9 protein-coding genes are annotated in these 12,862 nt (G+C 65.0%); 4 read left to right on the forward strand and 5 right to left on the reverse strand.

From position 1 onward, the window contains the following. Nucleotides 1-455 precede the first annotated feature (455 nt). The 5 genes from ntrC to glnA all read right to left on the reverse strand — a co-directional run bounded on the left by ntrC (nucleotide 456) and on the right by glnA (nucleotide 5,858). Nucleotides 456-1,886 (reverse strand): nitrogen regulation protein NR(I), encoded by a 1,431-nt coding sequence (gene ntrC, locus QE444_RS04355; RefSeq protein WP_017639445.1) that lies wholly within the window; start codon nucleotides 1,884-1,886, stop codon nucleotides 456-458. A gap of 12 nt (nucleotides 1,887-1,898) precedes the next feature. Further along, nucleotides 1,899-2,963, reverse strand: coding sequence for a nitrogen regulation protein NR(II) (glnL, locus tag QE444_RS04360; RefSeq protein ID WP_133860500.1), 1,065 nt, complete (start codon nucleotides 2,961-2,963; stop codon nucleotides 1,899-1,901). Between the two features lie 171 nt (nucleotides 2,964-3,134). Next, a complete protein-coding gene (locus QE444_RS04365) occupies nucleotides 3,135-3,773 on the reverse strand; it encodes a DUF4124 domain-containing protein (RefSeq protein ID WP_309737421.1) in 639 nt (212 codons plus the stop codon). Further along, nucleotides 3,773-4,291: a DUF4124 domain-containing protein gene (locus QE444_RS04370; RefSeq protein WP_158890157.1), complete on the reverse strand. Its 519-nt coding sequence runs from the start codon at nucleotides 4,289-4,291 to the stop codon at nucleotides 3,773-3,775. Before QE444_RS04370 ends, QE444_RS04365 begins: the two co-directional genes overlap by 1 nt. Before the next feature lie 160 nt (nucleotides 4,292-4,451). Beyond that, nucleotides 4,452-5,858 (reverse strand): glutamate--ammonia ligase, encoded by a 1,407-nt coding sequence (gene glnA / locus QE444_RS04375; RefSeq protein ID WP_017639449.1) that lies wholly within the window; start codon nucleotides 5,856-5,858, stop codon nucleotides 4,452-4,454. A gap of 385 nt (nucleotides 5,859-6,243) precedes the next feature. Here glnA and thiI point away from each other — a divergent pair, with 385 nt between their 5' ends. The 4 genes from thiI (at nucleotide 6,244) to QE444_RS04395 (ending at nucleotide 12,841) form a co-directional block, all read left to right on the forward strand. Next, on the forward strand, nucleotides 6,244-7,698 hold the full coding sequence (thiI, locus tag QE444_RS04380) for a tRNA uracil 4-sulfurtransferase ThiI (RefSeq protein ID WP_309737423.1): 1,455 nt from the start codon (nucleotides 6,244-6,246) through the stop codon (nucleotides 7,696-7,698). Nucleotides 7,699-7,855: 157 nt separating this feature from the next. Next, nucleotides 7,856-9,673 (forward strand): translational GTPase TypA, encoded by a 1,818-nt coding sequence (gene typA, locus QE444_RS04385; RefSeq protein WP_133860504.1) that lies wholly within the window; start codon nucleotides 7,856-7,858, stop codon nucleotides 9,671-9,673. A gap of 146 nt (nucleotides 9,674-9,819) precedes the next feature. After that, the gene (locus QE444_RS04390; protein ID WP_309737424.1) at nucleotides 9,820-10,209 is read left to right on the forward strand and encodes a lysozyme inhibitor LprI family protein; all 390 of its coding nucleotides are present in this window, start codon (nucleotides 9,820-9,822) and stop codon (nucleotides 10,207-10,209) included. Between the two features lie 694 nt (nucleotides 10,210-10,903). After that, a complete protein-coding gene (locus QE444_RS04395; protein ID WP_309737425.1) occupies nucleotides 10,904-12,841 on the forward strand; it encodes an autotransporter domain-containing protein in 1,938 nt (645 codons plus the stop codon). The last annotated feature ends 21 nt before the right edge of the window (nucleotides 12,842-12,862 follow it).

A 12,862-nucleotide genomic window follows, 5' to 3' on the forward strand; every position in this document is an offset into this window, starting at 1 on the left:
CGCTATGAGTCGCTTCCGTTTCTTCAGCCAACACCTTCAGTCTGGCGAGTCTCCCCGTTCAGGAGGGCGAACGCCAGTGTCGTGGAGTGGGTCGAGCCGCATGGATGCGGCGAGAGGCCTACACGGGCCATGGACGGCCCGTGTAGGCCGACCCCGGAACGGCGCTGGTGTGAGCGAAACGTAGCGCAGCGAAGTAACAGCCGTAGGCTGGCCCGAAGGGCGAGCAACGCGAGTCATCCGGAGCGCAGCGGAGGGCCGGATGGTCGGGGCAAGCGTTTTTGCTTACTTTTGTCCGGGGCGCGCAGCCGCGACTGAAAAAAGTGAGTCGCCCGAGTGGGCGAAAAAAGAGCTACCAGCAAAACACGATAAGCAGCTAAGGCACCGATATGAAGTTCAAGCCTGGCAATGTTGGGCTTCGCTTACGCTCAACCCAACCTACGGCACCGTCGAGAGCTTCAGTCCTCCCCCTCCTCATCCGGCCCGTCCACCTTCATGCCCAGCTCCTTGATCTTGCGGGTCAGGGTGTTGCGACCCCAGCCCAGCAGGACGGCGGCATCGCGGCGGCGGCCGGCGGTGTGCTTGAGGGCCGTCTCGATCATGATGCGTTCGAAGGCCGGTACGGCGTTGTCCAGCAGGCTGGACTGACCGCGGGTGAGAGCCTGGTCGGCCCACTGGCGCAGCGCCTGTTCCCAGTTGGCGGCCGGAGCGGCGTCCTGGGGCTGGTTGAGCAGCTCCGGCGGCAGGTCGTCGATCAGCACCTCGCGGCTGGAGGCCATCACCGTGATCCAGCGGCAGGTGTTCTCCAGCTGGCGCACGTTACCCTGCCAGGGCAGGCCTTTCATGTACTCCTCGGTCTCGCTGCGCAGGGTCTTGGGTTCCACGGCCAGTTCCTGGGCGGCGCGGGCGAGGAAGTGGCGGGCGAGTGCGGGGATGTCCTCGCGGCGATCGGCCAGGCGCGGGATGTGGATGCGGATGACATTGAGACGATGGAACAGGTCTTCGCGGAACTTGCCCTCGCGCACCAGGCCTTCGAGATTCTGGTGGGTGGCGGCGATGATGCGCACGTCCACCTTGACCGGAGTGTGGCCGCCGACGCGATAGAACTCGCCATCGGCCAGTACGCGCAGCAGGCGGGTCTGGGTGTCGGCCGGCATGTCGCCGATCTCGTCGAGGAACAGGGTGCCGCCATCGGCCTGCTCGAAGCGGCCGCGACGCTGGGCGGCGGCGCCGGTGAAGGCGCCTTTCTCGTGGCCGAACAGCTCGGATTCCATCAGGTCCTTGGGGATGGCGGCCATGTTCAGGGCGATGAAGGGCGCCGCGGCGCGCGGACTGTGGCGGTGCAGGGCGTGGGCGACCAGCTCCTTGCCGGTACCGGATTCGCCATTGATCAGCACCGTGATGTTGGAGTGCGAGAGGCGGCCAATCGCGCGGAACACCTCCTGCATCGCCGGCGCCTCGCCGATGATCTCGGGGGTGCGGGTGAGGTGCGCCGGTTCGGCGAATCCCTGCTGCTCCTGGGCGTGCTGCCCGGCGCGCTTGACCAGGGCCACGGCCTCGTCGACGTCGAAGGGCTTGGGTAGGTATTCGAAGGCGCCGCCCTGGTAGGAGGCCACGGCACTGTCCAGGTCGGAATGGGCGGTCATGATGATGACCGGCAGGCGCGGGTGCATCTCGCGGATGCGCGACAGCAGGTCCAGGCCACTGGTCCCCGGCATGCGGATGTCCGAGATCACCACGTCCGGCTGCTGGCGGCCGAGGCGGGTCATGACGCTGTCGGCGCTGTCGAAGGCAACGGTGGTCATGCCCTCCTGTTGCAGGGCTTTTTCCAGGACCCAGCGGATGGAACGGTCGTCGTCGACGATCCAGACGGTCTCCTGACGGCTCATGCGTACTCCTCGTTATTCCAGCGGCAGGAAGATGCTGAAGGCGGTGTGGCCAGGATGGCTTTCACACTCGATCAGCCCCTGGTGCTGGGTGATGATGTTCTGGGTGATGGCGAGCCCGAGGCCGGTGCCGTCGGGGCGACCGCTGACCATGGGATAGAAGATGGTTTCCTGCAGATCCTGGGGGATGCCCGGACCGTTGTCGGTGATCTCCACCTTGCACACCAGGCGATGGCGGTGGTGGCCGATGGTGAACTGACGCAGGGTACGGGTTCTCAGGGTCACCCGGCCCAGGCGCAGTTCGTTCTGCTGGGAGATGGCCTGCATGGCGTTGCGCACGATGTTGAGCACCGCCTGGATCATCTGCTCCCGATCGATCAGCAGGTCGGGAATGCTCGGATCGTAGTCGCGCACCAGGTTGATCAGGCCCTGGCTTTCCGCTTCCACCAGGCTGCAGACCCGTTCGAGCACCTCGTGGACGTTGGTGATGGCGAGTTTCGGCAGCTTATTGGAGCCGAGCATGCGATCGACCAGATTCCGCAGCCGGTCGGCTTCCTCGATGATGACGTTGGTGTAGTCCTTGAGTGCCTCTTCCGGCAGCTCGCGCGCCAGCAGCTGGGCCGCGCCGCGGATGCCGCCGAGGGGATTCTTGATCTCGTGGGCCAGGCCGCGCACCAGCAGCTTGGTGGTCTCCTGCTTGGAGATCTGCGCCTCTTCCTTGGTGATGCGCAGCAGGCGGTCGCGCGGATGGACTTCCAGCAGCAGCAGGGTGTTATGGCGATCTAGGATCGGGGTCACCGCATAGTCCACCGTGAGGCTGTTGCCCGAGGTGGAGATCAGCAGCGCCTCGCGCTTGGTGAAGGGGTGGGCATGGTCCACCGCCTGACGCAGTGCCTGCAGGGCCTCGGGCGATTCGGTGAACAGCTCGCTGATGAACTGGCCATGGCTGCGCTGGCCGCTGATGGCCAGTAGCATCTCGGCCGCCGGATTCATGTACTCCAGGCGCAACTCCGCATCGAGCAGGATGACCGCGGTGGTGAGGTTGTCGAGCAGGAGTCGGTGGATGACGTCGGTAGGCATGAGGGGCCACAGCGCTATAGGGACGATAGGAAAATGCAAGAAGCAAACCAAGACGCCCCGAGTTAGGGCAGATGGCTGTAACGTGCACTAACAGCCGTCGCACGACAGGCGGAACGAAACCGTATTTGTATCAAGATGGTGCACAATGAAAAAGCGCACCAAATAGGTGCTCTAGAGGAAGGGTAGCCAGGAATTCCTGGTTTCGGGCGGTTTCAGGTCCAGTGGGCATTCCGGGCGCTTGCCCCAATCCTTGTCGCCACAGGGATGGGCCAGACGCTTCTGCTCCAGCGAGGGGCGGCGCAGGTGGAAGGGCTGCGCTGGCGTCCGCTCCAGCACGTTGCCATCGGCGGCGAGGATCTCCGCCACCAGACTGTGGCTGCCGCGATCCAGATTGCCCAGGGGAAACACCGGACTGTGCCCGACACCGGCTTCCTTGTCGTCCAGCAGCAGCCGGTAGCTGTGCCCCGGCTGCAACGCCGGCTCGCTGACCAGGCTGACGATGAGTTGCCCTTCCTGACCGATCACCGTGGCATCGGGCTCGGGTACCAGGATGCGCAGCATCTGGTAGCGGAAGGGCGCTGTCTTGGCGGGCCTGGCCGCCGGGGCGGCGGGTGTCGGACTCAGCTTGCGGGTCGGCTGGCCCTGCTGGTTGAGATTGTTGGGCACCGTGAGCGGCACCTGGGTCGCCTTGACGCCCTTGGGTGGCTGGTCGGTGTAGACCCGATTGCCTTCCTTGTCGACATAGCTGTAGACCGCCGCCTGGACAGGCGGCAGCAGGCAGAGCAGCAGCAGGATCAGCAGCGGACGCATCAGCGGGCCGGGCTGTTGACGCTGATGCGCTGCACGGTCACGGTCTTCTCGGCACTGGTCTGGATCACCTCGCCGTTGCCGGACAGCACCTGGGCCGCGAAGCGGTGCTCGCCGCGCTCCAGATTGGCCACGCCGAAGCGGGTGCTCTGACCGGGGCTGCCATAGGGTGCGCCGTCCACCAGCAATTGCAGCGACTGCCCCGGGCCCAGGGCCGGTTCCACGGCTACCCCCACCGAGAAGGTGCCGTTGTTGGCGCGGATGGCCTCATCGTCGGGCACATTGACTTCCAGACGGCTGAAGGCCGGGCCGGCAGGGGTCGCCGCCGCAGGCGCACTGGGGATGGGCGGTGCCGGTCGTGGATTGTCCACGGTGTTGGTGGGCGCCACCTGCACCGGCTTGGCATTGGCCGAGGGCTGGTCGCTGAATACCGTGTTGCCTTCGGCATCCACCGACTTGTAGATCGCGGCCTGGGCGGAGCAGGCGAGGCAGAGCAGACAGCAGGCAAGCAGGCGAGGCATGGCGGAATCTCGGCCGGGCGATGGAGATCAAGGGTAGCAGGCGCGTCATGTGGGCAGGTAGGCAGCTCGGCCGCTCCGCGCTGGCGTCGGTCGCGGCAATTTTTCCAGGGCAAAAGAAAAGGCCTCCCGAAGGAGGCCTCTTTCAATTACCGCAGCGGGTTCAGACGCTGTAGTACAGGTCGTATTCCAGCGGGTGCACGAAGGTACGCACCTTGATCTCTTCCTCGGACTTCAGCTCGATGTAGGCATCGATGAACTCGTCGGTGAAGACGCCGCCCTTGGTCAGGAACGCGCGACCGGCGTCCAGGGCTTCCAGGGCTTCCTTCAGGCTGCCGCAGACCTGCGGGATCTTCTTGCCTTCTTCCGGCGGCAGATCGTACAGGTTCTTGTCGGCGGCATCGCCGGGGTGGATCTTGTTCTGGATACCGTCCAGGCCGGCCATCAGCAGGGCGGCGAAGCACAGGTAGGGGTTGGCGGCCGGATCCGGGAAGCGGGCTTCGATGCGACGGGCTTTCGGGCTCGACACATAGGGGATACGGATGGAGGCGGAGCGGTTACGGGCCGAGTAGGCCAGCATGACCGGAGCTTCGAAGCCGGGCACCAGACGCTTGTAGCTGTTGGTGGACGGGTTGGTGAAGCCGTTCAGCGCCTTGCCGTGCTTGATGATGCCGCCGATGAAGTACAGGGCGGTATCGGACAGGCCGGCATAGCCTTCGCCGGCGAAGGTGTTCTTGCCATCCTTGGAGATGGACATGTGCACGTGCATGCCGGAGCCGTTGTCGCCGTACAGGGGCTTGGGCATGAAGGTGGCGGTCTTGCCGTAGGCATCGGCCACGTTGTGCACGACGTACTTCAGGGTCTGGGTCTCGTCGGCCTTCTTGACCAGGGTGTTGAACTGCACACCGATCTCGTTCTGGCCAGCGGTCGCCACTTCGTGGTGGTGGACTTCCACGACCAGGCCCATCTCTTCCAGAGCGTTGCACATGGCGGTACGGATTTCGTGGTCGTGATCGACCGGCGGCACCGGGAAGTAGCCGCCCTTGACGCCCGGACGGTGGCCCTTGTTGCCGGACTCGAAGTCGGCATCGGTATTCCAGGAAGCCTGCTCGGAGAAGATCTTGAACATGGAGCCGGAGATGTCCGACTTGAACTTCACTTCGTCGAAGATGAAGAACTCGGGCTCCGGACCGACGAACACGGTGTCGCCGATGCCGGTGGACTTCAGGTATTCCTCGGCAGCGCGGGCGATACCACGGGGGTCGCGCTCATAGGGCTGCATGGTGGAGGGTTCGATGATGTCGCAGACCAGGATCAGGGTCGGCTCTTCGGTGAAGGGATCCAGAACGGCGGTGCTGTCGTCGGGCAGCAGGATCATGTCGGAGGCTTCGATGCCTTTCCAGCCGGCGATGGAGGAGCCGTCGAACATCTTGCCATGGGCGAAGAAGTCTTCGTCCAGCGCGTCACGCGCCGGCATGGTGACGTGTTGCTGCTTGCCTTTGGTGTCGGTGAAGCGCAGGTCTACCCACTTCACGTCGTTTTCTTTGATCAGTTGAACAGCCTTCGACATGGTTTCCTCCAGAGGAATTTCGGCCGGGAGCGGTTGGCGGTACTCCCGGTATCAGCTGTGCCCTTGAGGGGCGCTTCCGTACTGCCTGGTCAGCGACCGGCGTTCCACGAAAAGCGCCCTATGCTGGCCCAGGGGCGGCTGCCTCACAAGAGAGCAAGTTGTATGCCAGTGCCCTCAAATGGGCTGGAAGCCCTTCCTGACGCCAGTCGTGCCGTTTTCAGGCCAATCGGCGACGTATCTGCGCACCAAGTTGGTGCTTAAAAATTCATCACTGCACTCAAATGGCGCCTGAGGTGATTTTGTCGGCTGAATTCGAGTGCGTGATGGTTTTCAGGTATGATATTCGCCCTTTTCTTTCGCGTTACCCGCCCCCCGTTTCCCGCTCATGAAGCTCATCATCAAGGTCTTTCCGGAAATAACCATCAAGAGTCGCCCGGTGCGCAAGAATTTCATTCGCCAGCTGGTGAAGAACATTCGTGTCGTGCTGCGCGATCTGGATCCGGATGTCCGCGTGGAAGGGGTCTGGGACAACATCACCCTGGAGACCGCGCTCGCCGAGCCGCGGCTGCTGGGGGAGCTGAAGCAGCGGCTGGCCTGCACCCCTGGCATCGGCCAGTTTCTCGAGGTGCACGAGTATCCGCTGGGCGATTTCGACTCGATTCTCGAGTTGTGCGTCCGCCACTTCGGCGAGCGGGTGCGCGGCAAGGTGTTCTCGGTGCGCTGCAAGCGTGCCGGTCGCCATGACTTCTCCTCGATGGACGTCGAGCGCCATGTCGGCGGTGGCCTGCGCGAACGCTGCGGCGGCGCCGGCATCGCCCTGAAGAATCCCGAGGTGAACGTCCGCCTGGAGATCCGTGACCAGCGGCTGTTCATCATCGACGAGCACCACGAAGGGCTGGGCGGTTATCCGCTGGGCGCCCTGGAGCAGGTGCTGGTGCTGATGTCCGGTGGTTTCGACTCCACCGTGGCCGCCTATCAGATGATGAGACGCGGGATGGTCAGCCATTTCTGCTTCTTCAATCTCGGCGGGCGCGCCCACGAACTGGGCGTGATGGAAGTGGCCCACTATCTCTGGGAGAAGTACGGCCGCTCCCAGCGCGTGCTGTTCATCAGCGTGCCCTTCGAGGAAGTGGTGGGGCAGATCCTCACCCAGTGCGACGACAGCCACATGGGCGTGATCCTCAAGCGCATGATGCTGCGTGCGGCCAGTCGTATCGCCGAGCAGCTGCAGATCGAGGCGCTGGTGACCGGCGAAGCCGTCTCCCAGGTCTCCAGCCAGACCCTGACCAACCTGGCGGTGATCGACAAGGCCACCGATACCCTGGTGCTGCGCCCGCTGCTGGCCAGCCACAAGCAGGACATCATCGACACCGCCCAGCGCATCGGCACCGCCGACTTCGCCAAGCACATGCCCGAGTACTGCGGCATCATCTCGGTGAATCCCACCACCAAGGCCAAGGCCCTGCGGGTGGAGCACGAGGAAGGCAAGTTCGATATGGCGGTGCTCGACGCCGCCCTGGAACGCGCGCGCTTCATCACCGTCGACAAGGTGATCGAGGAACTGGGCAAGGACGTGCAGGTGGAAGAGGTGGACCAGCCGCTGCCCGGGCAGGTCGTGGTGGACATTCGCCATCCCGACGCCCAGGAAGACCTGCCGCTGGAGCTGCCCGGCATCGAGGTGCAGACCCTGCCGTTCTTCGCGCTGAACAGCCGTTTCAAGGAACTGGACGAGAATCGCCAGTACCTTCTCTATTGCGACCGCGGGGTGATGAGCCGGCTGCACGCCCATCACCTGCTCACCGAAGGGCACGCCAATGTGCGCGTTTATCGTCCGGCCTAAGCAGCCGGGCCTGCTGGGTGGCAGTATCCGCCACCGCCCTCCCGACCCCTTCTAGCCCTCCGGCCACGTACCGGTCGGCCGCGTTTCGCGCCTTTGCAATCTCCGGCTGTCAGCCTGCTGGCTGAAGCTCCTTCATTTCTATACCGAGAACACCACTGTGATCGAGAATCTCCGCAACATCGCCATCATCGCGCACGTCGACCATGGCAAGACCACCCTCGTCGACAAGCTGCTGCGCCTGTCCGGCACCCTGGACCGCAAAGAAGCGGAAAACGAGCGGGTGATGGACAGCAACGACCAGGAAAAGGAACGTGGCATCACCATCCTGGCCAAGAACACCGCGCTGAAGTGGGGCGACTACAACATCAACATCGTCGACACCCCCGGCCACGCCGACTTCGGTGGCGAGGTGGAGCGCGTGATGTCCATGGTCGACTCCGTGCTGCTGGTGGTCGACGCCCAGGACGGCCCCATGCCGCAGACCCGCTTCGTGACCCAGAAGGCCTTCAAGGCCGGCCTGCGTCCGATCGTGGTGGTCAACAAGATCGACCGTCCCGGCGCGCGTCCGGACTGGGTCATCGACCAGATCTTCGACCTGTTCGACAACCTCGGCGCCACCGATGAGCAGCTGGACTTCCCGATCGTCTACGCCAGCGCCCTGAACGGCATCGCCGGTCTGGACCACGAGAAGATGGACGACAACATGGATGCCCTGTTCCAGGCCATCGTCGACCACGTGCCGGCCCCCCAGGTCGATCTGGAAGGTCCCTTCCAGATGCAGATCTCCCAGCTGGACTACAACAGCTTCCTCGGCGTGATCGGCATCGGCCGCATCGCCCGTGGCCGCATCAAGGCCAACACCCCGGTCGTCGCCATCAGCGATGACGGCAGCAAGCGCAACGGTCGTATCCTCAAGATCATGGGCCACTCCGGCCTGCAGCGCGTGGAAGTGGCCGAAGCCGAAGCCGGCGACATCGTCTGCGTCTCGGGCATGGACGAGCTGTTCATCTCCGACACCCTGTGCGATCCGCAGAACGTCGAAGCCCGTCCGCCGCTGACCGTCGACCAGCCCACCGTGAGCATGACCTTCCAGGTCAACGACTCGCCGTTCGCCGGTCGTGAAGGCAAGTTCGTCACCAGCCGCAACATCAAGGACCGGCTGGAGAAGGAACTGCTGCACAACGTGGCCCTGCGCGTCGAGCCGGGCGAGTCGGCCGAGAAGTTCAAGGTCTCCGGCCGTGGCGAGCTGCACCTGTCGGTACTGATCGAGAACATGCGCCGCGAAGGCTTCGAGATGGCCGTGGGCCGTCCGGAAGTGGTGATCATCGAGAAGGACGGCGTGAAGCAGGAGCCCTACGAGAACGTCTCCATCGACATCGAAGAGCAGCACCAGGGCTCGGTGATGGAGCAGATGGGTCTGCGCAAGGGCGATCTGACCAACATGATCCCCGATGGCAAGGGCCGTATCCGCCTGGAATACACCATCCCGGCGCGTGGCCTGATCGGCTTCCGTAACAACTTCCTGACCCTGACCTCGGGCAGCGGCATCCTGACCTCGACCTTCAGCCACTACGGCCCGATCAAGGCCGGCGAAGTGACTAACCGTCAGAACGGCGTGCTGGTGTCCATGGCCACCGGTACCGCCCTGACCTACTCGCTGGAAACCCTGCAGAGCCGCGGCAAGCTGTTCCTGGCGCCGGGCGACGAGATCTACGAAGGCCAGCTGTGCGGCATCAACAGCCGTGACAACGACTTGGTGCTCAACCCCACCAAGGGCAAGAAGCTGGACAACATGCGCGCCTCGGGCAAGGACGAAGTCATCGCCCTGGTGCCGCCGATCAAGTTCACCCTCGAGCAGGCACTGGAATTCATCGCCGACGACGAGCTGGTGGAAGTGACGCCGAAGTCCATCCGTCTGCGCAAGAAGTACCTGAACGAGAACGACCGCAAGCGCTTCGAGCGTTCCAAGGTCTGATCCCGCCCGGGTAGTACAGGAAAGCGCCTTCGGGCGCTTTTTTGTTGGCTGTTTTTTCAGCGAGCGCGACGCGCGGAGCCGGTGGCTCTGCTAGGTTTGGTCTCATGGCCGCGCCACCCCGGACGGCCTCCTTGCAGGATGCTGCCATGCTCAAGACCACCCTCGTCGCCACCTTCACCCTGACCGGTATCTTCGGTTTCGCCACGGCTCAGGCCGCCGGTTGCGGCACGCCGCGCAATGCCTTCGATACCGTCTACTGCGCCAGCAACCTGTTCGCCCAGAGCGACAAGTCGCTGAACCAGACCTATGGCGAGCTGCGCAAGCAGCTGCCGGCCGATCAGCAGGCCGTGCTCAAGCAGAGCCAGCTGGCCTGGATCAAGCAGCGCGACAGCCAGTGCGCCCGCGAGGAGGCCGATGGCTACTTCGTCAATCTGGACTGCGCCGTCACCCTGACCGTCAGCCGCCTGGAGGTGCTCAAGGAACGCCTGCGCGAGTGCGCCAGCACCGGCTGCGAGGCGGGCAAGCTGGGGCAGTGAGGTAGCTGGCGGGACAGGGATCTCGCCGCTCCCTCACCCCAGCCCTCTCCCAGAGGGAGAGGGGGCTATTCGAACGGGTGCTCAGCATCATTGCCCCGGAGAAAATCGTAGCGTGGAAAACGGCGCAGCCTTTTCCACTGGGGAGTCGCCGCCAGAGAGCCCTCACCCCAACCATCTCCCCGTGGGAGAGGGGGCTATTCGAGCGGGCGCTCAGCATCATTGCCCCGGAGAAAATCGTAGCGTGGAAAACGGCGTTAGCCTTTTCCACTGGGGGTTCGCCGCCAGAGCGCCCTCACCCCAACCCTCTCCCAGAGGGAGAGGGGGCTATCCGAGCGGGCGCTCAGCGTCATTGCCCCGGAGAAAATCGTAGCGTGGAAAACGGCGCAGCCTTTTCCACTGGGGATTCGCCGCCAGAGAGCCCTCAGCCCAACCCTCTCCCCGGGGGAGAGGGGGCTATTCGAACGGATGCTCAGCGTCGTCGCCCCCACGAGCGCTGCCGCTGGTTAGCAGCAGACTCGACGGTCATGGCGGGCCGCCTTGGTCGAACTATCGACAGCCGTCTGGCATGCCGTCCAGACGGCATGAACGTCCTGCAAGTTTTTGTTCACACTCAGATACAACGTCACAAAAACCGTCTAGCGTGGGGCTACACGCCCTGACGCGTGCTCCGATAACAACAATCAAGGATGCAGGCATGACATCTTTTCTCCGGCAACGCCTGCCGCTGGCCATCGCCCTGGCCACGGCGCTCGCGGCAACCGCCCAGGCGGCTCCCAATCCCTACAGTGGCTTCACCGTGTTCGGCGACAGCCTGCTCGATGCCGGGCAGTTTCCCGACACCGGGGTCAATGGCGCCAGCCTCAGATTCACCAACCGCGTCGGGCCGGGCTACAGCCCGGCCAGCGGCGCGGTGACCGGACCGGTGTCCTCGATGCTGCTCGGCCAGCAACTGGGCTTCGATGTCCGTACCCTGGACGCCTCCACCTCGCTGATCAATCAGCGGATCGGCCTGAGCGATGGCGACAACTGGGCCACGGGCGGCTACACCACGGCGCAGATCCGCGACTCCATCACCGCTCGCAACGGCTCGGTGGTGGCGGTGGGTGGCCTGACCCTGCGCAGCCGGGACGGCTACCTGCCCGGACTCGCCAGCCAGGGACTGAGCCTGGATCCCAACACCCTGTTCTACATCAGCGGCGGGGGTAACGACTTCCTCCAGGGACTGGTCACCTCGCCGGCCACCGCGGCGGCCGCGGCCAATCGCCTGGGCGACGGCGTCGCTGCCCTGCAGCAGGCCGGCGCCCGCTACATGGTGGTCTGGCTGCTGCCCGATATCGGCCAGACCCCGGCCCTGGCCGGTTCGCCGCAACAGGCGGCCAGCTCGGCCCTGAGCCGGGTCTACAACCAGGCGCTGGTGGCGCGCCTGGCCGGCATCGACGCCCAGATCATCGGCCTCAACGTGCCCCAGCTGCTGGCCGAGGTGGTGGCCGAACCGGGACGCTATGGCCTGGCCAGCGGGCAGAATCTGACCGGCACCTGCTTCAGCGGCGACAGCTGCACCCGCAATGCAACCTATGGCCTGGGCGCGGCGGCGGCCGATCCCAGCCAGCTGCTGTTCAACGATCGCGTCCACCCGACCATCACCGGGCAGCGGCTGATCGCCGACTACGCCTATTCGCTGCTGGCCGCACCCTGGGAGGTCACCCTGCTGCCGGAGATGGCCCAGTCCACCCTCAGGGCGCATCAGGACGGCCTGCACCAGCGCTGGCTGGGCGACTGGCATGCCTGGCAGCCGGTGGGACGCTGGCAGGGCTATGTGGATACCAGCGCGCGGCGCCTGGACGTCGACGACCAGCGCAGCACTGCCGGCGGCGATGGCAACGGCTACAGCCTGGACCTGGGCGGCAGCTATCGACTCAGCGAGGAATGGCGCCTCGGTGTCGCCGCCGGGGTCGCGCGGCAACACCTGGAACCCGGTGCGGCCGATTCCGACTATCGCCTCAACAGCTATCTGCTCAGCGCCTTCGCCCAGTACCAGGGCGAGCGCCTCTGGGGCGATCTCACCGCCACCGGCGGGCGGCTGGACTACGACAACCTGAGCCGGCGCTTCGCGCTTGGCCCGACCACCCGCAGCGAGCAGGGCGATACCGACGGCGATCTGCGCGCCCTCTCGGCGCGCCTGGGGTACGACCTGGCAGCGGCCGGCAGTCCCTGGCACCTGAGTCCCTATCTCAGCGCCGACTATGCCCGTGTCCAGGTGGACGGCTACCGGGAGCGCGGCAACGACGCCACGGCGCTGGAATTCGACGACCAGTCGAGCACCTCGCGGCGACTGGGGCTGGGCCTGCAGGGCCGCTGGCAACTCGCACCGGCCACGGCGCTGTTCGCCGATCTGGGCCGTGAGCGGGAATTCGCCGATGGCACTCGCGATGTGACCATGCGCCTGAACAGCGTGCCGGGTCTGGACTACACCCTGGACGGCTACCAGCCCGACAGCGACCGCACCCGCCTGAGTCTGGGCGTGGTCCAGCGGCTGACGCCGGAGCTGACCCTGCGCGGCGGCTACAGCTATGCCGGTGCGGGCGATACCCACCAGCAGGGCGTGGGACTGGGCCTGTCGCTGGACTTCTAAGCGCAGCTCCACCTGGTAGCG

Source organism: Pseudomonas sp. SORGH_AS_0199 (assembly GCF_031453735.1).
GTDB lineage: Bacteria > Pseudomonadota > Gammaproteobacteria > Pseudomonadales > Pseudomonadaceae > Chryseomonas > Chryseomonas aestiva.

What these genes read in the sequence shown, in the direction of transcription:
- ntrC (WP_017639445.1), bottom strand. Translation starts at nt 1,886, where the DNA reads ATGAGCCGTCAGGAGACCGTCTGGATCGTCGACGACGACCGTTCCATC.
- glnL (WP_133860500.1), bottom strand. Translation starts at nt 2,963, where the DNA reads ATGCCTACCGACGTCATCCACCGACTCCTGCTCGACAACCTCACCACC.
- QE444_RS04365 (WP_309737421.1), bottom strand. Translation starts at nt 3,773, where the DNA reads ATGCGTCCGCTGCTGATCCTGCTGCTGCTCTGCCTGCTGCCGCCTGTC.
- QE444_RS04370 (WP_158890157.1), bottom strand. Translation starts at nt 4,291, where the DNA reads ATGCCTCGCCTGCTTGCCTGCTGTCTGCTCTGCCTCGCCTGCTCCGCC.
- glnA (WP_017639449.1), bottom strand. Translation starts at nt 5,858, where the DNA reads ATGTCGAAGGCTGTTCAACTGATCAAAGAAAACGACGTGAAGTGGGTA.
- thiI (WP_309737423.1), top strand. Translation starts at nt 6,244, where the DNA reads ATGAAGCTCATCATCAAGGTCTTTCCGGAAATAACCATCAAGAGTCGC.
- QE444_RS04390 (WP_309737424.1), top strand. Translation starts at nt 9,820, where the DNA reads ATGCTCAAGACCACCCTCGTCGCCACCTTCACCCTGACCGGTATCTTC.
- QE444_RS04395 (WP_309737425.1), top strand. Translation starts at nt 10,904, where the DNA reads ATGACATCTTTTCTCCGGCAACGCCTGCCGCTGGCCATCGCCCTGGCC.